General features: G+C 73.6%; 25 protein-coding genes. 14 read left to right on the top strand and 11 right to left on the bottom strand.

The window, feature by feature from the left end; translation table 11 throughout:
- Positions 1 to 15: 15 nt before the first annotated feature.
- Both IE245_RS28110 and IE245_RS28115 read right to left on the bottom strand, forming a co-directional pair.
- On the bottom strand, positions 16 to 1,098 hold the full coding sequence (locus IE245_RS28110) for a WD40/YVTN/BNR-like repeat-containing protein (RefSeq protein ID WP_189952536.1): 1,083 nt from the start codon (positions 1,096 to 1,098) through the stop codon (positions 16 to 18).
- Between the two features lie 121 nt (positions 1,099 to 1,219).
- Positions 1,220 to 2,299, bottom strand: coding sequence for an NADH:flavin oxidoreductase/NADH oxidase (locus tag IE245_RS28115; protein ID WP_189952538.1), 1,080 nt, complete (start codon positions 2,297 to 2,299; stop codon positions 1,220 to 1,222).
- Between the two features lie 161 nt (positions 2,300 to 2,460).
- On the opposite strand from IE245_RS28115, the gene IE245_RS28120 reads away from it, so the two are divergent.
- On the top strand, positions 2,461 to 2,853 hold the full coding sequence (locus IE245_RS28120) for an ArsR/SmtB family transcription factor (RefSeq protein ID WP_189952540.1): 393 nt from the start codon (positions 2,461 to 2,463) through the stop codon (positions 2,851 to 2,853).
- Here IE245_RS28120 and IE245_RS28125 read toward each other — a convergent pair.
- The gene (locus tag IE245_RS28125) at positions 2,831 to 3,487 is read right to left on the bottom strand and encodes a DUF305 domain-containing protein (protein ID WP_189952542.1); all 657 of its coding nucleotides are present in this window, start codon (positions 3,485 to 3,487) and stop codon (positions 2,831 to 2,833) included. The genes IE245_RS28120 and IE245_RS28125 overlap by 23 nt on opposite strands.
- A 175-nt stretch (positions 3,488 to 3,662) precedes the next feature.
- Between IE245_RS28125 and IE245_RS28130 the strand changes: the two genes are divergently transcribed.
- On the top strand, positions 3,663 to 5,189 hold the full coding sequence (locus IE245_RS28130) for an LVIVD repeat-containing protein (RefSeq protein ID WP_189952544.1): 1,527 nt from the start codon (positions 3,663 to 3,665) through the stop codon (positions 5,187 to 5,189).
- Between the two features lie 11 nt (positions 5,190 to 5,200).
- Here the strand turns inward: IE245_RS28130 and IE245_RS28135 are convergent, their stop codons facing one another.
- The 4 genes from IE245_RS28135 to IE245_RS28150 form a co-directional block, all read right to left on the bottom strand.
- Positions 5,201 to 5,818: a TetR/AcrR family transcriptional regulator gene (locus IE245_RS28135; RefSeq protein ID WP_189952545.1), complete on the bottom strand. Its 618-nt coding sequence runs from the start codon at positions 5,816 to 5,818 to the stop codon at positions 5,201 to 5,203.
- Between the two features lie 132 nt (positions 5,819 to 5,950).
- The gene (locus IE245_RS28140; protein ID WP_189952547.1) at positions 5,951 to 6,628 is read right to left on the bottom strand and encodes a phosphatase PAP2 family protein; all 678 of its coding nucleotides are present in this window, start codon (positions 6,626 to 6,628) and stop codon (positions 5,951 to 5,953) included.
- A gap of 106 nt (positions 6,629 to 6,734) precedes the next feature.
- A complete protein-coding gene (locus IE245_RS28145) occupies positions 6,735 to 7,679 on the bottom strand; it encodes a M56 family metallopeptidase (RefSeq protein ID WP_189952549.1) in 945 nt (314 codons plus the stop codon).
- 112 nt (positions 7,680 to 7,791) lie between these two features.
- Positions 7,792 to 8,379 carry a DUF5134 domain-containing protein gene (locus tag IE245_RS28150; RefSeq protein WP_189952551.1) on the bottom strand — a complete coding sequence of 196 codons (588 nt, stop codon included), beginning with the start codon at positions 8,377 to 8,379 and terminating at the stop codon, positions 7,792 to 7,794.
- Positions 8,380 to 8,546: 167 nt separating this feature from the next.
- Here IE245_RS28150 and IE245_RS28155 point away from each other — a divergent pair, with 167 nt between their 5' ends.
- The 5 genes from IE245_RS28155 (at position 8,547) to IE245_RS28175 (ending at position 13,217) form a co-directional block, all read left to right on the top strand.
- The gene (locus tag IE245_RS28155; RefSeq protein ID WP_189952553.1) at positions 8,547 to 9,119 is read left to right on the top strand and encodes a GNAT family N-acetyltransferase; all 573 of its coding nucleotides are present in this window, start codon (positions 8,547 to 8,549) and stop codon (positions 9,117 to 9,119) included.
- Positions 9,120 to 9,275: 156 nt separating this feature from the next.
- Positions 9,276 to 10,673: a DUF6421 family protein gene (locus tag IE245_RS28160; RefSeq protein WP_189952555.1), complete on the top strand. Its 1,398-nt coding sequence runs from the start codon at positions 9,276 to 9,278 to the stop codon at positions 10,671 to 10,673.
- A 32-nt stretch (positions 10,674 to 10,705) separates the two neighbouring features.
- Complete coding sequence (locus IE245_RS28165; RefSeq protein WP_189952557.1) at positions 10,706 to 11,464, top strand: SDR family NAD(P)-dependent oxidoreductase; 759 nt, start codon at positions 10,706 to 10,708, stop codon at positions 11,462 to 11,464.
- Complete coding sequence (locus IE245_RS28170) at positions 11,443 to 12,540, top strand: threonine aldolase family protein (protein WP_373305413.1); 1,098 nt, start codon at positions 11,443 to 11,445, stop codon at positions 12,538 to 12,540. Before IE245_RS28165 ends, IE245_RS28170 begins: the two co-directional genes overlap by 22 nt.
- A 74-nt stretch (positions 12,541 to 12,614) precedes the next feature.
- Positions 12,615 to 13,217 (top strand): transglutaminase-like domain-containing protein, encoded by a 603-nt coding sequence (locus IE245_RS28175; RefSeq protein ID WP_189952559.1) that lies wholly within the window; start codon positions 12,615 to 12,617, stop codon positions 13,215 to 13,217.
- A gap of 119 nt (positions 13,218 to 13,336) precedes the next feature.
- Here IE245_RS28175 and IE245_RS28180 read toward each other — a convergent pair whose 3' ends face one another.
- Positions 13,337 to 14,062 (bottom strand): lysophospholipid acyltransferase family protein, encoded by a 726-nt coding sequence (locus IE245_RS28180; protein WP_189952561.1) that lies wholly within the window; start codon positions 14,060 to 14,062, stop codon positions 13,337 to 13,339.
- A 241-nt stretch (positions 14,063 to 14,303) separates the two neighbouring features.
- Between IE245_RS28180 and IE245_RS28185 the strand changes: the two genes are divergently transcribed.
- The 5 genes from IE245_RS28185 to IE245_RS28205 all read left to right on the top strand — a co-directional run bounded on the left by IE245_RS28185 (position 14,304) and on the right by IE245_RS28205 (position 18,864).
- A complete protein-coding gene (locus tag IE245_RS28185; RefSeq protein ID WP_189952563.1) occupies positions 14,304 to 14,630 on the top strand; it encodes a TlpA family protein disulfide reductase in 327 nt (108 codons plus the stop codon).
- Between the two features lie 249 nt (positions 14,631 to 14,879).
- Entirely contained in the window at positions 14,880 to 15,404 is a 525-nt protein-coding gene (locus IE245_RS28190; RefSeq protein WP_189952565.1) for a flavin reductase family protein, read from the top strand.
- Between the two features lie 198 nt (positions 15,405 to 15,602).
- Positions 15,603 to 16,388, top strand: coding sequence for an electron transfer flavoprotein subunit beta/FixA family protein (locus IE245_RS28195; RefSeq protein WP_189952567.1), 786 nt, complete (start codon positions 15,603 to 15,605; stop codon positions 16,386 to 16,388).
- A gap of 65 nt (positions 16,389 to 16,453) precedes the next feature.
- The gene (locus IE245_RS28200; RefSeq protein WP_189952569.1) at positions 16,454 to 17,416 is read left to right on the top strand and encodes an electron transfer flavoprotein subunit alpha/FixB family protein; all 963 of its coding nucleotides are present in this window, start codon (positions 16,454 to 16,456) and stop codon (positions 17,414 to 17,416) included.
- Between the two features lie 155 nt (positions 17,417 to 17,571).
- A complete protein-coding gene (locus IE245_RS28205) occupies positions 17,572 to 18,864 on the top strand; it encodes a DUF6986 family protein (RefSeq protein ID WP_189952571.1) in 1,293 nt (430 codons plus the stop codon).
- 6 nt (positions 18,865 to 18,870) lie between these two features.
- Here IE245_RS28205 and IE245_RS28210 read toward each other — a convergent pair whose 3' ends face one another.
- Complete coding sequence (locus IE245_RS28210) at positions 18,871 to 19,863, bottom strand: LacI family DNA-binding transcriptional regulator (RefSeq protein WP_373305415.1); 993 nt, start codon at positions 19,861 to 19,863, stop codon at positions 18,871 to 18,873.
- A 204-nt stretch (positions 19,864 to 20,067) separates the two neighbouring features.
- Between IE245_RS28210 and IE245_RS28215 the strand changes: the two genes are divergently transcribed.
- Positions 20,068 to 21,021: an ROK family protein gene (locus tag IE245_RS28215; protein WP_189952573.1), complete on the top strand. Its 954-nt coding sequence runs from the start codon at positions 20,068 to 20,070 to the stop codon at positions 21,019 to 21,021.
- A gap of 131 nt (positions 21,022 to 21,152) precedes the next feature.
- Here IE245_RS28215 and IE245_RS28220 read toward each other — a convergent pair whose 3' ends face one another.
- Positions 21,153 to 21,353, bottom strand: coding sequence for a DUF8839 family protein (locus IE245_RS28220; RefSeq protein ID WP_189952575.1), 201 nt, complete (start codon positions 21,351 to 21,353; stop codon positions 21,153 to 21,155).
- 139 nt (positions 21,354 to 21,492) lie between these two features.
- Here IE245_RS28220 and IE245_RS28225 point away from each other — a divergent pair, with 139 nt between their 5' ends.
- Complete coding sequence (locus tag IE245_RS28225) at positions 21,493 to 22,530, top strand: NUDIX hydrolase (protein WP_189952577.1); 1,038 nt, start codon at positions 21,493 to 21,495, stop codon at positions 22,528 to 22,530.
- Between the two features lie 97 nt (positions 22,531 to 22,627).
- Here IE245_RS28225 and IE245_RS28230 read toward each other — a convergent pair whose 3' ends face one another.
- Positions 22,628 to 23,329, bottom strand: a complete 702-nt coding sequence (locus IE245_RS28230) for an MBL fold metallo-hydrolase (protein ID WP_189952579.1) — start codon at positions 23,327 to 23,329, stop codon at positions 22,628 to 22,630.
- Positions 23,330 to 23,453 lie beyond the last annotated feature (124 nt).

A 23,453-nucleotide genomic window follows, 5' to 3' on the forward strand; every position in this document is an offset into this window, starting at 1 on the left:
ACGGCCGCGGGGCGTTCAGACGACCGCGGCCCGTACGCACAGCACGTCGGGCAGGTGCTCGGCGAGCAGCTGCCAGCTGTCGCCGTCGTCGGCGCTGGCGTACACCTCGCCGTTGCGGTTGCCGAAGTAGACGCCCGCCGGGTCGGCGTCGTCGGTGCAGAGGGCGTCGCGGAGGACCGTGCCGTAGTGGTCGCCCTGGGGGAGGCCCTGGTGCAGCGGCTCCCAGCTCGCGCCGGCGTCCGTGGTGCGGAAGACCCGGCAACGGCGCTCGGCCGGGACCCGGTCGGAGTCGGCGGTGATGGGGAAGACGTAGGCGGTGCCGGGGCGGTGCGGGTGCGCGGCGGCGGCGAAGCCGAAGTCGGAGGGGAGCGAGCCGCCGATGTCCGTCCAGCTGCCGCCGGCGTCGTCGCTGCGGTAGACGCCCCAGTGGTTCTGGAGGTAGAGCCGGTCCGGGTCCCCCGCGTCCTGCGCGATCTTGTGGACGCACTGGCCGAACTCCGGGTGCGGATCGGGCAGGAAGGTCGCCGCGACGCCGCGGTTCGCGGGGGCCCAGGACGCGCCGCCGTCGCGACTGCGGAAGACGCCGGCGGTGGAGACGGCCACGGTGACCGCCCCGGGGTCGCGCTCGTCGGTGACGACCGTGTGCACGGCCTCGCCCCCGCCGCCCGGGACCCACGCCGAACGGCTCGGGTGCTCCCAGAGCGGCCGGACCAGGGAGAAGGAGGCGCCGCCGTCCTCCGAGCGGAACAGCGCGGCCGGTTCGGTGCCCGCGTAGACGACCCCGGGGGAGTGGGCGGGGGCCGGATGGAGCTGCCAGACGCGCTCCAGGGAGGCGCCGGTGTCCTGGGGGAACATGACGGCGGGCGCGGGCGGTTCGGTCCAGGTCCGGCCGAGGTCGTCGGAGTGGAAGACGGACGGCCCCCAGTGGGAGCTGTCTCCGCCGACCAGCAGCCGGGGGGTGTCCGGCCGGGTGTCGATGGCCACCGAGTAGACGGCCTGGGCCGGGAAGCGGGGTTCGTCGAACTCCCAGCGCCCGTCGTGCCTGCGGCCGATGAAGAGACCCTTGCGGGTGCCTACGGTGAGAAGTACGTCGGGCATGGGGCCCACCTCCAGGACGCCGTTGTCGCGGATACGGGCCAGTCTGCACCCGGCCACTGACAACGACCCCGGGACACCCCGTGACGGTCCCGTCACGGGGTGTCCCGGGGTGGGTGCCGGGTCAGATCGCCCAGGCGTACTGCGGCGGGGTGAGGGTGGTGGCGCCCAGCTCGCGGGCGGCCCGGCGCGGCCAGGAGGCGTCGCGGAGCAGCTCGCGGCCGAGCAGCACCGCGTCGGCCTCGCCGTTGGCGAGGATCTTCTCGGCCTGCGCGGGCTCGGTGATGAGGCCGACGGCGGCGACCGGCAGCCCGGTCTCGGCCTTGACGCGCGCGGCGAAGGGCACCTGGTAGCCGGGGGCGACGGGGATCGACGCGGGCCCGCCGTTGCCGCCGCTGGAGACGTCGAGCAGGTCGACGCCGTGCTCGCGCAGCAGGGCGGCGAAGCGGACGGTCTCGTCCGGGGTCCAACCGGCCTCCTCCAGCCAGTCGGTGGCCGAGACGCGGAAGAAGAGCGGCAGTTCCTCGGGCCAGACGGCGCGGACCGCGTCCACGACCTCCAGGGCGAGCCGGGTGCGGTTCTCGAAGGAGCCGCCGTAGGCGTCGGTGCGGTGGTTGCTGTGCGGGGAGAGGAACTCGCCGATCAGGTAACCGTGGGCGCCGTGCACCTCGGCGACCTCGAAGCCGGCGGCCAGGGCGCGGCGGGCGGCGGCCGCGAACTGTCCGACGATCTCGCGGATGCCGTCCTCGGTCAGCTCGGTGGGCACCGGGTAGCCCTCGTCGAAGGGGAGCGGGCTCGGTGCCACCGGCTGCCAGGCCTCCTCGGCCGGGGCGGGGCCGCGGCCGAGCCAGGGGCGCTGAGTGGAGGCCTTGCGGCCGGCGTGGGCGAGCTGGATGCCCGGGACGGTGCCCTGCGCCTTGAGGAAGGAGGCGATCCGGCGCAGCGCCTCGGTCTGGGTGTCGTTCCACAGGCCGAGGTCGGCGGGGCTGATGCGGCCCTCGGGGGCGACGGCGGTGGCCTCGACCAGGATCAGTCCGGCGCCTCCGGTGGCCCGGGAGCCGTAGTGGGCGAAGTGCCAGTCGGTGGCGACGCCGGCGTTCGGGCCGAAGACCTCCGCCGAGTACTGGCACATCGGCGCCATCCAGACGCGGTTGGGGACGGTCAGCGAGCGGAGGGCGTAGGGCTCGAAGAGGGCGGCGCTCATCGGGGACTCCGTTTCGGGACGGCCGGGGTGCCGGGCGCGGGGCGGCCCGACGGGATGCTCGTACGGTACCCATCGTAGTACGGCGACCGTCAAACTACGAGGATCCTCGTACAATGGAGGCCGCCCGGTACGACCCCTCCGGACCCAGTGGAGCCGCCGCCATGACGACCCCCGCCAGCACCCGCCTCCTGGAGCACCCCGCGTGCGAGGAGATCCGCCTGGAATCGGTCCTGCACGCCCTCTCGGACGCCGTGCGGCTGCGGATCGTCCGCGAACTGGCCGCCGCGGAGACCGAGCTGAGCTGTTCGTACTTCGTCCTCCCCGTCACCAAGTCGACCACCACCCACCACTTCCGGGTGCTCCGCGAGGCCGGCGTCATCCGGCAGGACTACCGGGGCACCGCCAAGCTCAACGGCCTGCGCCGCGACGACCTCGACGCCCTCTTCCCCGGCCTCCTCGACACCGTCCTGGCGGCGGCCGAGGCCCAGTCCGCCCGCCAGGTCCCGAGCGGAGCGCCCGAGGGCGCCGGACTCACAGCGACCGCATCCGGTTGATCTCGGCAGTCTGCTGCGCGATCACGTCGTTCGCCATCTCCTCCACCTGGATGTTGTTGCCCTGGCCGAGCGCCTCGGCCGCCATCGTCACGGCGCCCTCGTGGTGCCGCACCATCAGCTCCAGGAACAGCGCGTCGAAGGCCGCGCCCCGCGCCTCCCGCAGCTCCGCCAGCTGGGCCTCGGTGGCCATGCCGGGCATCGCGTGATGGTCGTGGGCGCCCTGGTCGCGCGGCCCGCCGTGGGTGGCCAGCCACCCCTCCATCGCGCCGATCTCCGGCTGCTGTGCCGCCGCGATCCGCTCGGCCACCTTCTTGACCCGGGGCGATCCGGCACGGCTCGGGGCCAGCGCGGTCATCGTCAGGGCCTGCCGGTGGTGCACCACCATCATCTGCACGTACCGGAAGTCCGCGCCGTTCGGCCGCTCGTCGGGGAGCAGGCTCGCCGCCTCCTCCGGTGAGATCCGCCGGGCCGGCTCACCGGGCTTTCCCGGCGCCACGACCGCCGCGGCCGTGCCGGTCGGCGCCGGCTCCGACGCGGCGGCGCCGGAGCCCGACTCGCAGGCTCCCAGGGTGAGTACGGCCAGCGCGGAGAGGGGCACGGCGAGCGCGGCGCGTCGGCGATGGCGGTTCAGCAACGGTGCCTCCAGGGGGTTTTGCGGACTCAGGGGCCGTTCCTAGCAGGTCTTCCCGGGGGGTTGCGCGGATTCCCTCATGACATCTGTGTTGCCATCTGTTGGTATGTGCACGCCAAGGAACATACTGCCGGGGTCCAGCACCGTTCAGCATTGAACGGAAAACACGGAGGACGGAGTGACCTCGTTGCATACCCCGCAGAGTCCACGCTCCCGGACCAGACGCCTCGGCGCGGCCACCGCCGCCGCCGGCCTCCTGGCGGCGCTGCTCGTCGGCGGCACGGCCGCCGCCACCCCCGACCCCGGAGACGCCCCGGTCCAGGCGCCCGTCCCGGCCGCGCAGGCCGCCGAGGCGCGGGCGGCGATCGAGAGCGGCGCGATACCCGGCGTCGACGAGATCGTGAAGACCGACAACATCCAGCTCCTGGCGAACGTCCCCAAGGACGCGCTCCAGAGCCTCAACACCGACCTCGCCTTCCAGGGCGACTACGCCTTCGCGGGCAACTACGACGGCTTCCGGATCTTCGACATCAGCGACCCGAAGGCCCCGAAGACCGTCGCCCAGGTGCTCTGCCCCGGCTCCCAGAACGACATCTCAGTCTCCGGGGACCTTCTCTTCCTCTCCACCGACTCCTCCCGCAGCGACGACTCGTGCACCAGCACGACGCAGCCGGCCTCCGTCAAGGAGTCCTGGGAGGGCATGAAGATCTTCGACATCAGCGACGTCACGAACCCGAAGTACGTCGCCTCCGTCGAGACCGCCTGCGGCTCCCACACCCACACGCTCCTGCCGCAGCGCAAGGACGTGTACGTGTACGTCTCCTCCTACTCGCCGAACACGAACTTCCCCGACTGCCGGCCCCCGCACGACGGCATCTCGGTCATCAAGGTGCCCCGCGAGGCGCCCCAGCAGGCCCGCGTCGTCGCCTTCCCGGTCCTCTTCCCGGGCGACGGCGTCGACGGCGGCGGCAACCCCGGCGGCCCGATCAACCCGGGCGTCTCCAAGACCACCGGCTGCCACGACATCACCGTGCTGCCCGGCAAGGACCTCGCCGCCGGCGCCTGCATGGGCGACGGCATCCTCTTCGACGTCTCCGACCCCGAGCGCCCCCGGGTGATCGACCAGGTCCAGGACAACGTCAACTTCGCCTTCTGGCACTCCGCGACCTTCAACCAGAAGGCGAACAAGGTCGTCTTCACCGACGAGCTCGGCGGCGGCGGCGGCGCCACCTGCAACGCGGCCGTCGGCCCGAACCGCGGCGCCAACGGCATCTACGACATCACCGGCAAGGGCAAGAACCGCCAGCTCGTCTTCCGCAGCTACTTCAAGATCCCGCGCCACCAGGCCGCCACCGAGAACTGCGTCGCCCACAACGGCTCGCTGATCCCGGTCAAGGGCAAGGACCTCATGGTCCAGGCGTGGTACCAGGGCGGCGTCTCGGTCTGGGACTTCACCGACTCCGCGCACCCGAAGGAGATCGGCTACTTCGACCGCGGCCCGGTCTCCGACACCGCCCTCACCACCGGCGGCTCGTGGTCCGCGTACTACTACAACGGCCACGTCTACTCGAACGAGATCGCCCGGGGCCTCGACGTCCTGAAGATCTCCGACCGGCGCACCGACCCCGCGAAGCGGATCCGGATGGACGAGCTCAACGTCCAGACCCAGCCGGACTACTTCGAGGACTTCGGCGACCGGGACTGACCCCGGACCCCTCAGAGCGTGCCGTCGGGCGGACCACCGTCCGGCGGCACGCCGCTCTCCCAGTCCAGGCCGTAGCGGTGGAACAACTCCGCCCGCAGCCGCGCCATCGGCATCGGCGCCCCCGGCAGCAGCACCGCCACCACCGCCCCCATCAGCAGCGCCCGCAGCAGCGGATAGTCCCGGTCCACGTCCTCCGAGCCGTACCGCTCCACCGTGTCCCGCAGCAGGAAGGCGAGCCGCTGCTGCTCCTCGCAGCGCACGAAGCCCTCGGCCTGGAGGATGCCGGCCATGTGCGTGCGCATCAGCGTCGGGCGGTCCACCGCAAGGCCCAGGATCGCGTCGATCGCCCGGGCCAGCCGCTCCCGGCCGTCCTCGGTGCGCGGCGCCCGCTCCAGCGCCTCGGCGAGCGTGAGGTGCATCAGCCGGTGCACCGCGGACTGCAGCAGCTGGCGCTTGCCGGGGAAGTAGTACGAGATCAGACCGCGCGCCACCCCCGCCTCCCGGGCGATGTCCCCGAGGGTGGTCGCCTCGTACCCACGGCGCCCGACGAGGTCCACGGCAGCCGCCAGGATCCGCTCCCGGGAGCGTCGCCGAAGCTCTTCGTTGACCGATGGGCTACGCGGCGTCATGCTGGGCTCCTGCGTTGACTGGCTCGCGGCCAATATACTCAGCGTGGCTCGTCGTCCCGCCCCCGTGGCGCGACGGCGGGGAGGCCGCCTTTCCTGGGCGACACGGGGGATCGTCCAGGACGGGCGGCCTCGTCATGTCCCGTCCCCTTCCTGCCCGCGCGACTCGCCCGCCGAAGCGGGAAGCGGTCCGTCGCCGGGCCTCCGCCGGTACGCGACCACGGCGACGGCCACGCAGCACCACCCCATCAGCCAGCCGGCCAGCACGTCCGAGGGCCAGTGCACCCCGAGGTAGACGCGGGTCCAGCCCACCCCGAGCACCGACACCGCCGCGAGACCGGCCGCCGTCCCCCAGCCGTACCACGGCTCTCGCCCCACCAGCGCGAACACCCACAGCAGCAGCCCGCAGACCACCGCCGCCGTCATCGCGTGCCCCGACGGGAAGGCGGCGAACGACGCCGAGTCCACCGGGTCCCGCCACACCGGCCGCTCCCGGTCGACCAGCGCCTTCACGCCCTGCTGCACCCCGGCCGCGACCAGCAGGGTCCCGACCACCCACAGCGCGAGGCGCCGGTACCCGTACCGCACGAGGAGGAGCGCCACGGCGACGGCCAGCGCCCGCAGCGTCAAGGGGTCCCACACCCAGTCGCTCAGCACCCGGTGGACGCGGGTGAGGCCGGGCTGGGCGACGGCGCTTCTGTGCAGTGCCTCGTCGACCGACCGGTCGAAGGCGAGGAGTGGGGACCACTTGGCCGCCACGAGTACGAGCAGGATCAGGGCGAGCCCTCCGGAGACCATCGCGGAATTTCGCATTCCTCGATCTTGCCGGATCGCCCGCCGCGACCCGTCCCGCTCGGCACCGTCCCGCGGGTCGCGGGTCCGGGTCTCCGCCGGAGCGTTCCTCCCCGCCGTCACGGCGTCAGCCGAGGGCGGCCAGGCCGGGGAAGAAGGCGATGAGCACCGGGACCGCGGGGACGAGGGCCGCCGTCGCCGTCAGCCGCAGGCGATGGACGGCGGGGAGCCGGGGGGCGGCGGTGAGGAGGCGGTCGACGCGCTGGGGGAGCCCGGCCTCGGGGCCGGTGCCGGGCGGGGCGGCGAAGACGCCCCGCTCCTCGTTCAGTTCCACCAGGGCGAGCGCGACGGTGAGCCGTCCGAAGCGGCGCGAGGCCACGTCGTCGGCGGCGAGTTCGACCAGCCGGTGCATCTCCTCGCGGAAGGCGGTGAAGACCGGGATGCCGGGGAAGCCGGAGGCGAGGGCGCCGGAGCAGTGGAGCAGCCAGTCGTGCCGGGCCCGGGCGTGCCCCTGCTCGTGGGCGAGCAGCGCGTCGAGCTGTCGCCCCCTCAGGCGGCGCAGCGCGGCGGTGGTGATGACGAGCCGGGGCGTGGTGCCGGGCAGCCACCAGGCATCGGGGCGCTCGCCCTCCAGGACGACGAGCCGCCCGCCGTCCGGCTCTTCGCCGGGCAGCTGCGGGGCGCGGACCAGCAGGTCGTCGCGGCGCTTGCGGCGGCGGGCGCGGGCGAGCCCGATCTCGCGCCCGAGCATGGCGCCGGTCCACAGCCCGCCGGCCGCGAGGACCACGGCGAGCGCCGCCGACCAGGGGCCGCCGTCGGTGGAGAGTTCGTACGCCTCCAGGACCGCGCGCGGCGCGGGCGCGAAGACCTGCCCGCGCACGGCCTGCCAGGCGGCGGCGGCACTGAAGGTCATCGAGAGCGCGAAGCTGACCAGGACCGCGGCCACCACGCACTGCCACACCCAGAGCGCCACGACCGGTTCTCGCTCCGCCCAGTCGGCCCGGGCGAGCAGCCGGGGCGCGGTGAGCGCGGTCAGGACGCCGAGCAGGAGCAGCGCGAGGGAGACCCACATGGACGTCACCCTACGAGCGGGGTGCTCCCCGGGGGTATGGCCTCACCCGTCAAGTGACGTACGCCACGGTTTCACCGGCGGTGAGCCCGAACGTCCGCGCGGGACAAGGGACTCAGAGCGTGCACAGCATCGCCAGGGTGGCGAGTCCCATCGACAGCCGGCAGGCCAGGGTGAGCTCAGGCCGGTTCGCCCAGCCGGTCCCCCCGCCGCCAGCCGGTCTCCCCCCGCGGGCGGGCCGGCCGGCCGGGACGAGCCGGGCCCCGGAGCGGAGCACGTACACCGCGTAGTAGAGGAGCAGCCCGCCGGTCAGGAGCGGTATCCCCCCGGCCGCCCCCGCGCCGTGCGCCGCGTGCACCCCCTGCGCGCCGGTCGCCGCCGACGGGGCCATCGCGAGCGCCATGTAGACCATGGCGAGGGAGCCGACCGCGTGGTGCAGCCGGTGTGCGTCCCGGCGCGCCGCGACGAGGTCGGCCGCCGCCGCCGCGCCGAAGAGCGCCGCGTACCCCGCCCAGCTCCAGGACGGCGGGGTGAGCACGGCGGGCGGCAGTGCCATCGCCGCCATCCCGAAGCCCATCACCGCCTCCGCGCGCGCCGCCCGCCGCTCCTCGCCCGCGCTGGCCCGGGTCCGCAGTGCGCAGTACCCCCCGACGGCCGCGCAGAGCGCGACGAGCAGCCACCCCGACAGGGCCGGTCCGTGCACGGCACACCCCCCTCGACTCGTGCCCCGGGAAGGGACTGCCCGCCGCCGGGTGCGCGCACGCGGGCGCACGGGCGCGCACAGGCGTACGAAAGGGGGTGCGGCGGCGCGCGTTAGGCTCGGGACGACCGCGCACGCCGGTCGACAGCGCCCGAGGGGAGCCCCGCACGATGGACACCGCCACGCCCGTTCCCGACACCGCCGCGAGCCCGGAGCCCGGCACCGTCACCTACCGGCAGGCGGTGCTCGACGACGTGCCGGTGGTGGTGCCGCTCGTCGAGTCGGCCTACCGGGGCGACGCGAGCCGGGGCGGGTGGACCACCGAGGCGGACCTCCTGGACGGGCAGCGGACCGACCCGGAGGGCGTGGCCGCCGTGATCGCCGCCCCGGGCAGCGTGCTGCTGCTCGTGGAGCGGGACGGCGACACGGTCGCCTGCTGCCAGCTTGAGCACCGCGGCGAGGCCGCCTACTTCGGCATGTTCGCGGTCCGGCCCGAGCTCCAGGGCGCCGGCCTCGGCAAGCGGATCATCGCCGAGGCCGAGCGGCGGGTCCGCGAGCTGTGGGACGTCCGCGAGATGCACATGACGGTGATCACCGCCCGGGAGGAGCTGATCGCCTGGTACGAGCGGCGCGGCTACCGGCGCACGGGCGAGACGAGCCCCTTCCCGTACGGCGACGAGCGCTTCGGCCGACCCCGGCGCGACGACCTCCGCTTCGAGCTCCTGGTGAAGCCCCTGGTCTGATCCTTCCGCCGGAAGCACATGTTCACCCCCCGACTGACAGGAAAAAATTCGGTCGAGGGGGTGTCTCGCAAGAGAATTTCTCTTGCTCCTCTTGCGGTCCTGAGTCATGCGTGGATACGGTTCCTTTACGCAAGGTTCTCCTGTGGAGGAAGAGGCATGACGGAAATTCTTGTGCAGGACGTGACCGGTGAGGGGATAGCCACCGCCCGCGTCATCGACCACCCTGCCTGGCCGGAGCTCAAGAACGCCGTGGAGGAGATCCGCGTCTGGCAGCGTGCCGACGGTTCGGTCGACTTCGAGGCCGAGGGCGCGCCCGCGCGTTCCCTCGTCGAGCTGACCGTGGACCGGCTGGTGGCCGCCGTCGAGCAGCTCTCCCCGCTCGTGCCGCACGACGCCGCGTACCACCGCGCCCTCGTCGCCGACCTGCGCAAGTGGTCCGAGGACGGCTTCGGCGTCCCGGACTTCCTGGACTCGCTGCTGGCCTTCCACCCGGCCGCCGACCGCGCGGACGGGCTCCAGCACCTCGTGCTCTTCCCGATGTACACGCAGAACGGCAACCCGGACCGCAACTTCGAGGCCGTCGTCCTCCGCATGGTCTGGCCCGAGTGGCTCGCCGAGCTGGAGGCCACCCGCTACGACAACCCGGGCTACATCGGCATCACCTTCGAGGACTTCACCGCCGGGTACGACACCAACTCGGCCGTCCTCTTCCCGGAGACCGTCGCCGTCCGCGAGGTCCCCGAGCGCTTCACCTGGGGCGGCATCTTCTGCGACCGCGAGGCCGCCCGCTTCCGCAAGGTCACCGAGGCCGCCGTCGACACCCTGGGCCTGGAGCTGCCCGCGGACATCGCCGCCATGCTCGACGACCAGAGCCGCTGCGAGCAGGCCTTCGCCCTCTGGGACCTGGTCCACGACCGCGCCCACAGCCGCGGCGACCTGCCCTTCGACCCCTTCATGATCAAGCAGCGCCAGCCGTTCTGGATGTACGGCCTGGAGGAGCTCCGCTGCGACCTCACCGCCTTCAAGGAGGCCGTGAAGCTGGAGGCCGAGGGCAACTCCCACGGCCGCGACGTGCAGTACGCGGTCCTCTTCGACCGGATGTTCCGCTTCCCGCTCACCGGCGACCGCAACCGCAACTACGACGGTCTGGGCGGCCAGCTCCTCTTCGCGTACCTCCACAAGAACGACGTGGTGCGCTGGACGGACAACGTCCTCACCATCGACTGGGACCGCGCCCCCGAGGTCACCAACCGCCTCTGCTCGGACATCGAGACGCTCTACCGCGACGGCATCGACCGCCCGAAGCTGGTCCACTGGATCAAGGCGTACGAGTTCGTCTCCGGCTACCTCGCCCCGCACCCGGCCTCCAAGTGGGCCAAGGGCCCCGACGCCCTGGACCTCACGCTCCCGCCGCGCAAGCTCGTCGACGACGTGCTTCCCGACGAGTTTCCGCTCAGCATGTTCTTCGAGGCCCTTTCCAAGAAGATGAAGGGCGTGATCGCCGGCACCAAGGGGATCACCGCCGCGGACATGCCCGAGCGGGCCGCCGCGTGACCGACGGTACGGAGCACACGGAGGAGGCGTCCATGAACGCCAACGGAAACGGCGGACCCCTCGACGGCGCGGTCGTCGCGGTGGCCGGCGCGGCGGGCCCCGCCGGCCGGGCGGCCCTGCTCCGCCTCGCCGGCGCCGGCGCGACCGTGGTCGCCGCCGACGCCGACGCGGCCCGGCTCGCCGAGGCGGTCGAGGCGGCCCGCGAGGTGCACGGAGCCAAGGTCGTCGGCGACACGGTGGACCTCCTCGACCTCGACGCCACGCGCGGCTGGGCGGACAAGACGGAGAAGGAGTTCGGCCGGGTCGACGGGCTCGTCCACCTCGTGGGCGGCTGGCGCGGCGGTCCCTCCTTCACCGAGACCGACCTCAAGGACTGGGACTTCCTGGAGAAGCTCCTGATCCGGACCGTCCAGCACACCTCGCTCGCCTTCCACGACGCCCTGCTCCGCAGCGGCGGCCGGGGCCGCTACGCGCTGGTCAGCCAGGTCGGCGCCCACAAGCCGCAGGCCAACAACGCCGCGTACAACGCGGGCAAGGCCGCGGCCGAGGCCTGGACGCTGGCCATGGCGGACTCCTTCCGCAAGCTGGGGGGCGAGGACGGCCCCCGGGCGGCGGCTGCCATCCTGGTGATCAAGGCATTGGTGCACGACGCGATGCGCGCCGAACGCCCCAATGCGAAGTTCGCGGGCTTCACCGACGTCAAGGACCTGGCCGACGAGATCGCCGGCCTGTGGGACCGGCCCGCCCAGGAAGTGAATGGACAGCGCCTGTGGCTGACCCCCGCACCGTGACCGCCGCCCTCGGACACCGGACCGACGCCCGTCGTCACCACGACCCGTCGGTCCGGGGCTTCGCGAGCGACAACTACGCCGGAGTCCACCCCGAGATCCTCGCGGCGATCGCCCTCGCCAACGACGGCCACCAGGTCGCCTACGGCGAGGACGACTACACCGACCACCTCCAGCGGATCGTGCACAGCCACTTCGGCCCGCTCGCGGAGGCCTTCCCGGTCTTCAACGGCACCGGGTCGAACGTGACCGCGCTCCAGGCGCTCACCGACCGCTGGGGCGCCGTGATCTGCGCCGAATCGGCCCACATCAACGTGGACGAGGGCGGCGCGCCGGAGCGCATGGGCGGCCTCAAGCTGCTCACCGTGCCCACCCCGGACGGCAAGCTCACCCCCGAGCTCATCGACCGGCAGGCATGGGGCTGGGAGGACGAGCACCGGGCGATGCCCCAGGTCGTCTCGATCACCCAGAACACCGAGCTGGGCACCGTCTACGCCGTGGACGAGATCCGCGCCATCGTCGAGCACGCCCACTCCAAGGGCATGAAGGTGCACCTCGACGGCGCCCGGATAGCCAACGCGGCCGCCTCCCTCGACGTGCCGATGCGCGCCTTCACCAACGCGGTGGGGGTCGACGTCGTCTCGTACGGCGGCACGAAGAACGGCATGCTCTTCGGCGAGGCCGTGATCGTCCTCAACCCGGACGCGGTCAGTCACATGAAGCACCTGCGCAAGCTGTCCATGCAGCTCGCGTCCAAGATGCGCTTCCTGTCCGTGCAGCTGGAGGCGCTGCTCGCCAAGGACCTGTGGCTGCGCAACGCCCGGCAGGCCAACGCGATGGCCCGCCGCCTCGCGGACGGCGTGCGCGCCCTGGACGGGGTCGAGATCCTCTATCCGGTACAGGCCAACGCGGTCTTCGCGCGCCTCCCGCACGAGGTCAGCCGCCGGCTCCAGAAGCGGTTCCGCTTCTACTTCTGGGACGAGCAGGCCGGCGACGTGCGCTGGATGTGCTCCTTCGACACCACGGAGGAAGACGTCGACGCCTTCCTCCAGGCCCTGAAGGAAGAACTGGCCCGCTAGCAGAAATTGAATAGATATGCGGTTGAGTGGAAAGTGATTGACTCTACTCGGCCGCATACCTATGCTCGCGGATCATGGAGCTGAAACAGCAGTACGCCGACATAGCCGCGTACTTGGCCGTCGGTGAGGCCGTCGACCATGACCACCCGCTCGTCCGCGCCACGGCGGACCGCATCGTCGCCGACCAGGACGACGCATACTCATACGCCAAGGCCGCCTATGAGTTCGTTCGCGACACCATCCCGCACTCCCAGGACTCCGGAGACATGCGCGTCACCTGGCGCGCCTCCGACGTCCTGGAGCAGGGCACCGGCATCTGCTACGCCAAGTCCGTCGCGTACGCCGCTCTCCTGCGGGCCCGGGGCATCCCCGCCGCCCTCTGTTACCAGCGTCTCGCCGACGACGACGGTTCGAACCCGGTGATCCACGGACTGGCCGCCGTCCTGCTGCCCGGCGAGGAGCGGTGGGCCCGGCAGGACGTGCGCGGGAACGTCCCGCCCGGCGTGGACGCCCAGTTCTCGGTCGGCGAGGAGCGACTGGCCTGGGTCGCACGCCCGGAGGTCGATGAAGTGGACTATCCGGTGCTCTACGCCGAACCGCATCCGGTCGTCCTCGGCGCGCTCCAGGCCGCTGCCGACCGGCCCCACCTGTGGCGGACCCTCCCCACGGACCTGTAGACCCCGGCAGCGGGGGACGACGACCACGCCCCTGGCGCTCACCGTCTCCGACGAGGTGCGCGCCCTCGGCTCCGGGGCTCGGACCGCCGTCCGCGACCCCGGGTGACGGTCCTCCGGGGCTAGTTCCCGGCGGCCTTCAGCTGCTCCGGGGTCGGCGCCGTGCCGCCCAGGTGCGCGGGGATCCACCAGGTGTCCGCGGCGTCCTTCGGGCGCACCGGATAGGCGCGCTGCGCGGCCTCCAGGAGCTCCTGGACCCGGTCGCGCAGCCGGCGCGTGATCGCCCCCGCGTACTGGTCGGCGGGGGCCTCCACCGGCTCCCCGACCCGGATCGTCACCGGGATGTGCGCCCGCTTGAAGTTCCGCGGCCGGCCCTTCGTCCAGATCCGCTGCGTGCCCCACAGGGCCATGGGGATCAGCGGCACCCCGGCCTCCTGCGCGAGCCGGGCGGCGCCCGACTTGAAGCTCTTCAGCGTGAACGACTCCGAGATGGTCGCCTCGGGGAAGACGCCGACGATCTCGCCCGCCCGCAGCGCCTCCAGGGCGTGCTTGTACGCGTGCTCGCCCTGGGAGCGGTCCACCGGGATGTGCTTCATCGCCCGCATCAGCGGCCCGGAGACCTTGTGGCGGAAGACCGACTCCTTCGCCATGAAGCGCACCAGGCGCTTCTGCGGCAGCGCGGCCAGGCCGTCGAAGATGAAGTCCAGGTAGCTGATGTGGTTGCTGACCAGGACGGCGCCGCCGGTCCGCGGGATGTGCTCCGAACCCTGTGTGTCGATCTTGAGATCGAGCGCCTTGAACATCGTCAGCGCGGCGCCGATCACCGGTCGGTACACGAGTTCTGCCATGCGAGAGATACCCCTTCTTCTAGGCCTGTGGGAGGGCTCTCCCGGCGAAGTTACGCGGCCGTAGGTTTTCGGCTTTGGGCAGATCGTGCCCCATGTGGGCCGCCGTGACCAGTCCAGGCGGCTTCGTACGGGGAGATTCTCGTCACTCGCGGTGGTCGTGGCGGGAATCGTTCGGCCCCGTGCGACGCTGCACGGAGAGAAGGACGCGGAACCGGCGCACGAGGGTGACGGGGGACGAGGAATGACGGTGGAGGCGACGCGAAGGCTCGGGCCGGAGCACCTCGGTGGCGCGGGCCTCGGGGAGCGGGCGACCCTGGTCCAGTTCTCCAGTGCCTTCTGCCAGCCCTGCCGGGCGACCCGGCGGGTGCTCGCCGAGGTGGCCGCCATGGTGCCGGGCGTGGCGCACGTGGAGATCGACGCCGAGGAGCACCTCGCCCTCGTGCGCGACCTCGGGGTGACCCGCACCCCCACCGTCCTCGTCCTCGACGCGGCCGGTGCGATCGTGCGCCGGGCCGTCGGGCAGCCCCGCAAGGCGGACGTCATCGCCGCCCTCGGTCACGCGCTGTGAGCCTGCCCGGCCGCCGGGCCTCCCGCGGACCTGCCGGGCCCCGGGGTCCTGACGCGGTGACACATCTCCCACATCGCGGTACGCACTTGACCCGGGCCGTCACCCGTCGTCACCCTGACGGAGTGACCGGTGCCCCCCTTCTCTACGGCCGGGCCGACGTGGACCTGGGCCGCCACGCGAGCGCGCGCTGTCCGGGCCTCTGACGCCCCGGACCCCGCTCCACGCCGCCCCCGCACGAAGGACGACTCCATGACGGTCTCGCCCGAGCTCCGCGCCGTTCCCGCGATCGGTGCCCCCCGCTCCGCCTCGCCCGAGCTGCTGCGCTCCGTCTTCCGGCGCCACGCCGCCGGCGTCGCCGTGATCACCGCCCACGGCGAACGCCCCGTCGGCTTCACCGCCACCTCGCTCAGCTCCGTCGCCGCCGACCCGCCGCTGATCTCCTTCGGCGTGGGCACCGGCTCCTCCAGCTGGCCCGTGATCGCCGAGGCGGAGCACGTCGGCGTGCACGTCCTCGGCGAACACCAGGAGGAGCTGGCGACCACCTTCGCGCGCGGCGGCGCCGACCGGTTCGCCGCGCCGACCCGCTGGAGCCGGGGTCCCGAGGGCGTGCCCGTGCTCGACGGGGTGCAGGCCTGGCTGGTCTGCCGGGTGGTGGCCCGGGTGCCCGCCGGCGACCACCGGATCGTCATAGCCGAGGCCGTCGCGGGGGACCCCGGCGGCGCGGGCCGTCCGCTCCTGTACCACGAGGGGCGCTTCAACGCGCTGCGCGACTGAGAGTTCCCGCGGCGGCGTCCTCGCGCGCGTTGGGCAGATCACAGTGCTGAGCGCTTGCTTACTGGTCACGAACTGGGTGTACTGACGAGTAATATCTGGTCGAGGCGTCCGGCGCCCCGGCCGGAAACCCGCCCTTCAGGCGCCTATGCTGCGAGCAACAAGGCAGCCCCGTTATGACGATGCAGTAGGAGAGCCGGCGTGAGCTTGAGGATCGTTGTCTGTGTGAAGTACGTGCCGGACGCCACTGGCGACCGGAAGTTCGCCGACGACCTGACGGTCGACCGCGAGGACGTCGACGGTCTCCTGTCGGAGCTCGACGAGTACGCGGTCGAGCAGGCGCTGCAGATCGCCGAGGAGGCGGACGACGCCGAGGTGACCGTCCTGACCGTCGGTCCCGAGGACGCGCGCGACGCGCTGCGCAAGGCGCTGTCGATGGGCGCCGACAAGGCCGTCCACGTCGACGACGAGTCCATCCACGGCTCCGACGTCATGGCCACCTCGCTGGTGCTCGCCAAGGCGATCGAGAAGACCGGCTACGACCTGGTCATCGCCGGCATGGCCTCCACCGACGGCACCATGGGCGTCCTCCCGGCGATCCTGGCCGAGCGCCTGGGCGTCCCGCAGGTCACCCTGCTCTCCGAGGTCAAGGTCGAGGACGGCAAGGTCACCGGCCGCCGGGACGGCGACACCGCCTCCGAGCAGCTGGAGGCCTTCCTCCCGGCCGTCGTCTCCGTGACGGACCAGTCGGGCGAGGCGCGCTACCCGTCCTTCAAGGGCATCATGGCCGCCAAGAAGAAGCCGGTCGAGGAGCTGGAGCTCGACGACCTGGACATCGACGAGGACGAGGTCGGCCTGGAGGGCTCCTGGACCGCCGTCGACTCCGCCGACGAGCGTCCGGCGCGCACCGCGGGCACGATCGTCAAGGACGAGGGCGAGGGCGGCAAGCAGCTCGCCGAGTACCTCGCGAGCCAGAAGTTCATCTAAGGCTCCCGCGAGCCGCGCTGTCCCCTCAGGCCGTCCCCTTTTCGTTCGCAGGAGATTGAAGTCCCATGGCTGAGATTCTCGTCTACGTCGACCACGTCGACGGAGCCGTCCGCAAGCCCACCCTGGAGCTGCTGACCCTCGCCCGCCGCATCGGCGAGCCGGTCGCCGTCGCCCTCGGCAACGGAGCCGCCGACACCGCCGCCGTCCTCGGCGAGCACGGTGCCACCCGTGTCCTGACCGCCGAGGCCGCCGAGTTCGCCGACTACCTCGTCGTCCCGAAGGTCGAGGCCCTCCAGGCCGCCTACGAGGCCGTGTCCCCGGCCGCCGTGCTGGTGCCGTCCTCCGCCGAGAACAAGGAGATCGCGGCCCGCCTCGCGGTCCGCATCGGCTCCGGCATCATCACCGACGCCGTGGACCTGGAGGCCGGTGACGAGGGCCCGGTCGCGACGCAGTCCGCGTTCGCCGCCTCCTTCACCACCAGGTCCCGCGTCTCCAAGGGCACCCCGGTCATCACGGTCAAGCCGAACTCGGCCCCGGTCGAGGCCGCCCCGGCCGCCGGCGCCGTCGAGGCCCTGGCCGTCTCCTTCTCGGAGAAGGCCACCGGCACCAAGGTCACCGCCCGCACCCCGCGCGAGTCGACCGGCCGCCCGGAGCTGACCGAGGCCGCGATCGTGGTCTCCGGCGGCCGCGGCGTCAACGGCGCCGAGAACTTCGCGGTCATCGAGGCCCTCGCCGACTCGCTCGGCGCGGCCGTCGGCGCCTCCCGCGCCGCCGTCGACGCCGGCTGGTACCCGCACTCCAACCAGGTCGGCCAGACCGGCAAGTCGGTCTCCCCGCAGCTGTACATCGCGGCGGGCATCTCCGGCGCGATCCAGCACCGCGCCGGCATGCAGACCTCGAAGACGATCGTCGCGATCAACAAGGACGCCGAGGCGCCGATCTTCGACCTCGTCGACTACGGCGTGGTGGGCGACCTCTTCGACGTCGTCCCGGTCCTGACCCAGGAGGTCCAGGCCCGCAAGGGCTGACGACCAGCGCTTCCGCAGGTCCAGGGGGCCGCACGGCGAGTTCCGCCGTGCGGCCCCCGGCCGTTTCGGACAACCATTGACGCGGGTCCGACGGCCTACTAACTTCGCTATACGGATTGTTGATTCCGTGAAGCGGAAAACAGGAGGGATCAGGGATGGGTCAGCAGGAGAAGGTGTCGACGAGCCTCGCGGGCGCGGTCAGCGAGGGCATCAGCGCCTCCCTCACCGCGGTGGACGCCGAGCTCGACCGCCGCTACCCGGGCGACCCCGGCACCCGCCAGCCCGTCCACACCGTCTACGTCCCCGGCAACGCCTTCGACGCCGGCACCCTCCGCTCCTGGGGCGACCAGGCCCTCGCCGCGCTCGACGAGCACGCCCCCGACGCCGCCTCCTTCGCCGCCGTCCTCGGCCTCTCCGACGACCTCGCCGAGGACGTCCACACCCGCGTCCGCGCCAAGCTGGAGCGCGAGCCCGTCGAGGACCTCCGGGTCGACTTCGAGGACGGCTACGCCGGGGCCGACGAGGACCAGGACGCGGCCCGCGCCGCCCGTCTGATCAACGAGGCGTACGCCGGGGGAACCGCCGCCCCGTACATGGGCATCCGGATGAAGTGCATGGAGGCCGCCGTCCGCGACCGCGGCATCCGCACCACCGACGTCTTCCTCACCGGCCTCCTGGAGAGCGGCGGCCTGCCGGACGGCCTCGTCCTCACCCTCCCCAAGGTCACCTACCCCGAGCAGGTCACCGCCTTCGTCCGCCTCCTGGAGGCCTTCGAGAAGGCCCACGGCCTCGACGCCGGCCGCCTCGGCTTCGAGATCCAGATCGAGACCAGCCAGTCCATCCTCGCCGCCGACGGCACCGCCGCCGTCGCCCGCATGATCGACGCCGCCGAGGGCCGCGCCACCGGCCTCCACTACGGCACCTTCGACTACAGCGCCTGCCTCGGCGTCTCCGCCGCCTACCAGGCCAGCGACCACCCGGCCGCCGACCACGCCAAGGCGATCATGCAGGTCGCCGCCGCGGGCACCGGCGTCCGCGTCTCCGACGGCTCCACCAACGTCCTCCCGGTCGGCTCCACCGCCCACGTCCACGAGGCGTGGAAGCTGCACTACGGCCTCACCCGCCGCGCCCTGGCCCGCGCCTACTACCAGGGCTGGGACATGCACCCGGGCCACATCCCCACCCGCTACGCCGCCGTCTTCGCCTTCTACCGCGAGGGCTTCGAGACCGCCGCCAAGCGCCTCTCCGCCTACGCCAACCACGCCGGCGGCGACGTCATGGACGAGCCCGCCACCGCCAAGGCGCTCTCCTCCTACCTGCTGCGCGGCCTCCAGTGCGGCGCCCTCGACACCGCCGAGGTCGACGCCCTCACCGGCATGACCCGCGCCGACGTGGAGCGCTTCGCCGCCCCCCGCCGCGGCGACCTCACCGCGAGCGCCGACCGCTGACCCCGCTCAGCCGGACGACGGCGGGACCTCGCCCGACCCCCGGGCGACGAGCCGCGTCCCGATGACGACCCGACGGGGCGCCTCCGCGGCCCCGTCGAGCCGCCGGAAGAGCAGCTCGGCCGCCGTCCGGCCGAGCGCGGCCGGATCCTGGGCGATCACCGTGACGCCCAGGACGTCGCCGAGCTCGACGTCGTCGAAGCCGACCAGCGCCACCGGGGGACCCCCGCCGGCCCGCCCGGCGAGCACCCGGACGGCGGTGACGGTGACCCGGTTGTTCCCCGCGAAGAGCGCCGTCACCGGCTCGGGGCCGGACAGCATCGCGGCGAGCGCCGCCGTCACCCGCTCCGGCTCCGTGGACCCCGACGCCACCCACCGCTCGTCGACCGGCAGCCCCGCGTCCTCCATCGCCGCCCGGTAGCCGCGCAGCCGCTCCGCCGCCGTGTGGATCCGCGGCCGGTCACCGACGAAGCCGATCCTCCGGTGGCCGTGGGCGATCAGGTGCGCCACGCCGTCCCGGGCCCCGCCGAAGCCGTCCGAGAGGACGGCGTCCGCGTCGATGAGCCCGGCCGGCCGGTCGGCGAAGACCGTGGCCACGCCCGCGCGCATCTCCGGCTCCAGGTACCGGTGGTCGTCCCCGGCCGGGATCACGATCAGCCCGTCCACCCGGCGCGCGCAGAGCGTCAGCGCCAGCTCCTGCTCCCGGCCGGGGTCCGCCGCGCTGGAACCGTTGATCAGCAGCGTGCCGTGGGCCCGCGCCACCTCCTCCACGGCGCGGCTGAGCTGCCCGTAGAACGGATCGGCGAGGTCCTCCAGGACGAGCCCGACGGTCGCCGTCCGCCCCTTCCGGAGCACCCGGGCGCTGTCGTTGCGGCGGAAGCCGAGCGCGTCGATGGCCTCGCGGACCCGGCCCTCGGTCTCCGGGGTGACCCCCGGCTCGCCGTTCACGACCCGCGAGACCGTCTTCAGGCCGACGCCCGCCCGGGCGGCGACGTCCTTCATCGTGGGCCGGTTGCCGTAGCGGGGCTCGGGGCGGGGGGTCTCGGCCACGGTGCGGGAATCCTCCTGGTCGGGGGAGCCGGCGGGCGCTGCCACCGGCGGATCATGCGCTTCCGACCGAGCATAGAGCCTCGAAAACGTTGTCATACCAGGGCTTTCCGGTACGGGCCCGAGGCCGCCGCACGGCCCCGTGAGAACCTGATGCCCATGCCCACCGCGCCCGCCCCCCGTCCCGCCTCCGCACCCGTCGCCGCGCTCGACATCGGGGGCACCAAGATCGCCGGGGCGCTGGTCGACGCCGACGGCCGGATCCTGGCCAGGACGCGGCGGCCGACCCCGGCGGGGGAGGACGGGGAGAGCGTCTTCGGGGCGGTCGGCGCGGTGCTCGACGCCCTCGCGACCTCCCCGGCCTGGGCGGTCGCCGAGGCCGTCGGCATCGGCAGCGCCGGCCCGGTCGACGCCGCCCGGGGCACCGTCAGCCCCGTCAACGTGCCCGGCTGGCGGGGCTTCCCGCTGGTCGAGCGGGTCAGGGAACACGCCGGCGGCCGGCCGGTCACCCTCGTCGGCGACGGCGTCGCCATGACCGCCGCCGAGCACTGGCTCGGCGCCGCCCGCGGCCACGCCGACGCCCTCGGCCTCGTCGTCTCGACCGGCGTCGGCGGCGGCCTCGTCCTCGGCGGCCGCCTCCACCCCGGCCCCACCGGCAACGCCGGCCACATCGGCCACCTCAGCGTCGACCTCGACGGCGCCCCCTGCGCCTGCGGCGGCCGCGGCTGCGTCGAACGCCTCGCCAGCGGCCCGCACATCGCCCGCCACGCCCTCGACGGCGGCTGGCGGCCGGGCCCCGACGGCGACGCCTCCGCCGCCGCGGTGGCCGAGGCCGCGCGCGCCGGCCACCCGGCGGCCGTCGCCGCCTTCGAGCGGGCCGCCCGCGCCCTCGCGGCCGGCATCGCCGCCACCGCGCACCTCGTCGAGGTCGACATCGCGGTGATCGGCGGGGGAGTCGCCGGCGCCGGCGAGGTCCTCTTCGCCCCGCTGCGGTGCGCCCTCGCCGACTACGCCACGCTCTCCTTCGCCCGCGGCCTGACCGTCGTCCCCGCCGCCACCGGCGCGGACGCGGGCCTCCTGGGCGCCGCCGCCGCGGCCCGCGCGCCGCGCTGACCGGGCGCCGTACGCACGGGCGGCGTCGTACCGCGCCGGCCGGGGGCCGCGTCCACGCGCGGAGCGGCGTACCGCGCCGAGCGGGGCCTTGCGCACGCGTGGAGCGCCGCGCCGAGCGGCGGGCGCCGCGGTCACTCGCGCAGGGGAGCGGGCCGGGGCTCCGCCCGCCGCGGCGCGCGCTGTTCCACCACGACCAGGAAGGCGTCCGACGCCAGGTCCATGACCACCCGGGCCGGCACTCCCTCCTCGCGACGCGCGCCCGCGTACTCCTCGGCGGGCCAGTGCCCTCGCGGTCCGCCCGCGGGAAACCGCTCCAGAACCGTACGGTCCATCTCCGCACCCCCTCGTGCTCGCCGTTGTCAACGATCTCCGGCCCCGAAGCGTTACGGCTCGACCCCGGACGTGTGTTCGTGGTTTCCGTGGCAGGGTGTTGCGGGCAAGCCACAGGGGGCCGTCGATGAGGGGGGAATCGTGATCGTCTGGATCAACGGTGCTTTCGGCGCGGGCAAATCCAGCACCGCGCGCGAACTGGTCGGACTGATCCCGCACAGCACGCTGTACGACCCCGAGGCGACCGGTGCCGCGCTGCGCCGGCTCCTCCCCGCCAAGCGCCTCGCCGAGGTGGACGACTACCAGGACCTGCCGATCTGGCGCCGGCTCGTGGTGGACACCGCGGCCGCCCTGCACGCCGAGGTCGGCGGGGTGCTCGTCGTCCCGATGACACTGCTGCGGCAGGAGTACCGGGACGAGATCTTCGGCGGCCTCGCCGCCCGTCGCATCGACGTCCGGCATGTGCTCCTGGCACCCGAGGAAACGATCCTGCGGTCCCGGATCGACGGCCGCGCGGACTACGGCGACCCGGACGTCGACGCCGACGTCCGCCGCTGGTGTCACGCCCGTCTGCCGGCCTACCGGGAGGCCGTCGCCGGCTGGCTCGGCGCCGACGCCCACGCCGTCGACGGCTCGGCGCTCACCGTCGCCGAGACGGCCAGGGCTGTCGCCGACGCCGTCCAGGGCGGCCTCGCCACGCCCTGCGGGATCGTCCAGACGCCCGAGCCGACCCGCGAGACCCTCGCCGCCGGCGTCCTCCTCTTCGACGACCAGGACCGCTTCCTGCTCGTCGACCCCACCTACAAGCCCGGATGGGAGTTCCCCGGCGGCGTCGTCGAGGCCGGAGAACCCCCGGCCCGCGCCGGGATGCGGGAGGTCGCCGAGGAGATCGGCCTCGAACTCGACGCCGTCCCCCGGCTGCTCCTCGTGGACTGGGAGCGGCCCCAGCCCCCCGGCTTCGGCGGCCTCCGCCTGCTGTTCGACGGCGGCCGGCTCGCCGCCCACGACCGGGACCGGCTCCGGCTCCCCGGCGCCGAACTGCGCGCCTGGCGCTTCGTCACCGAGGAGGAGGCCGCCGACCTCCTCCCACCCGTCCGCTACCACCGCCTCCGCTGGGCCCTGCGCGCCCGCGAACGCGGCACCGTGCTCAACCTGGAGGCGGGCGTACCCGTCGGCTGACACCGACCCGGTCCGGGCCGGACGGGCCCGGGTCCCGGGCCCAGGGGGCGAGACCCGAACAGCGCCCCGGCTCCGGCCGTCCGGTGGGCCGGCCCCGTCAGCCCAGCGCGACGGCGCCCGCCGCCGCGGCCGCCGACAGCCGCTCCGCCGTGTCCTCCGTCACCGCGGGTCCGTGCCCGCAGCACAGCACCGACGGGCGGAGCTCCGCCAGCCGGCCGAGCGACTCCAGGGCCCGCGCGCGGTCCACGTGCATGACGCCGAAGGTCACGCCCCGCACCGACGCCACGGTGTCGCCCGCGAAGAGCACGCCGTGGCGAGGGAGGTGGACCGCCATCGAGCCGGGGGTGTGGCCGGGGACGTGGACCGCGACCGCCCCGTCCCCGAAGCCGAGCTCCTCGCCGTCCTCGACCTCCCGGTCCACCCGGGTCGGCGGCGCCTCCGGGCAGGTGAGGCCGTGGTCCCAGATCGGGCGCTCCCACTCCAGGAGGTCGGGCGGGGGCACCGGCAGCTCGCCGCGCACGTAGGGCGCGTCGAGCCGGTGGGCGAGGACCTCGGCGCCGTGCCGGTCGGCCAGCTCCTGCGCCGCGCCCACATGGTCGCGGTGGCCGTGGGTGAGGACGATCCGGGCCAGCCGGTCCGGGTCCAGGCCCGCCCCCCGCACCGCCTCGGTCGTGGCGTCCGCCGAGCCGGCCCAGCCGGCGTCCACCAGGGTCAGTTCGCTGTCGTCGCGCCACAGGTACGCCTGCCCGATCCCGTAGTCGAGCAGGTGCAGCCGCGGGGTGATCCTGAGGGCTTCCATGCGTCGAACGTACGCATGGAGCCCCGCCCGGCGGGGGGTTCTACGCTCTCGGCGAGCTTCGCCCAGCGCGGAAAAGGAAGGCCGCGGACCGGCCGCGGCGGACCAACCCCGGCGGCCGTCGGCG

This window comes from Streptomyces roseolus (assembly GCF_014649855.1).
Classification (GTDB): Bacteria; Actinomycetota; Actinomycetes; order Streptomycetales; family Streptomycetaceae; genus Streptomyces; species Streptomyces roseolus.

Coding starts and splice junctions, on each gene's coding strand:
- IE245_RS28110 (WP_189952536.1), bottom strand. CDS start 1,098: ATGCCCGACGTACTTCTCACCGTAGGCACCCGCAAGGGTCTCTTCATC.
- IE245_RS28115 (WP_189952538.1), bottom strand. CDS start 2,299: ATGAGCGCCGCCCTCTTCGAGCCCTACGCCCTCCGCTCGCTGACCGTC.
- IE245_RS28120 (WP_189952540.1), top strand. CDS start 2,461: ATGACGACCCCCGCCAGCACCCGCCTCCTGGAGCACCCCGCGTGCGAG.
- IE245_RS28135 (WP_189952545.1), bottom strand. CDS start 5,818: ATGACGCCGCGTAGCCCATCGGTCAACGAAGAGCTTCGGCGACGCTCC.
- IE245_RS28140 (WP_189952547.1), bottom strand. CDS start 6,628: ATGCGAAATTCCGCGATGGTCTCCGGAGGGCTCGCCCTGATCCTGCTC.
- IE245_RS28145 (WP_189952549.1), bottom strand. CDS start 7,679: ATGTGGGTCTCCCTCGCGCTGCTCCTGCTCGGCGTCCTGACCGCGCTC.
- IE245_RS28155 (WP_189952553.1), top strand. CDS start 8,547: ATGGACACCGCCACGCCCGTTCCCGACACCGCCGCGAGCCCGGAGCCC.
- IE245_RS28160 (WP_189952555.1), top strand. CDS start 9,276: ATGACGGAAATTCTTGTGCAGGACGTGACCGGTGAGGGGATAGCCACC.
- IE245_RS28165 (WP_189952557.1), top strand. CDS start 10,706: ATGAACGCCAACGGAAACGGCGGACCCCTCGACGGCGCGGTCGTCGCG.
- IE245_RS28175 (WP_189952559.1), top strand. CDS start 12,615: ATGGAGCTGAAACAGCAGTACGCCGACATAGCCGCGTACTTGGCCGTC.
- IE245_RS28180 (WP_189952561.1), bottom strand. CDS start 14,062: ATGGCAGAACTCGTGTACCGACCGGTGATCGGCGCCGCGCTGACGATG.
- IE245_RS28185 (WP_189952563.1), top strand. CDS start 14,304: ATGACGGTGGAGGCGACGCGAAGGCTCGGGCCGGAGCACCTCGGTGGC.
- IE245_RS28190 (WP_189952565.1), top strand. CDS start 14,880: ATGACGGTCTCGCCCGAGCTCCGCGCCGTTCCCGCGATCGGTGCCCCC.
- IE245_RS28200 (WP_189952569.1), top strand. CDS start 16,454: ATGGCTGAGATTCTCGTCTACGTCGACCACGTCGACGGAGCCGTCCGC.
- IE245_RS28205 (WP_189952571.1), top strand. CDS start 17,572: ATGGGTCAGCAGGAGAAGGTGTCGACGAGCCTCGCGGGCGCGGTCAGC.
- IE245_RS28210 (WP_373305415.1), bottom strand. CDS start 19,863: ATGAAGGACGTCGCCGCCCGGGCGGGCGTCGGCCTGAAGACGGTCTCG.
- IE245_RS28215 (WP_189952573.1), top strand. CDS start 20,068: ATGCCCACCGCGCCCGCCCCCCGTCCCGCCTCCGCACCCGTCGCCGCG.
- IE245_RS28220 (WP_189952575.1), bottom strand. CDS start 21,353: ATGGACCGTACGGTTCTGGAGCGGTTTCCCGCGGGCGGACCGCGAGGG.
- IE245_RS28230 (WP_189952579.1), bottom strand. CDS start 23,329: ATGGAAGCCCTCAGGATCACCCCGCGGCTGCACCTGCTCGACTACGGG.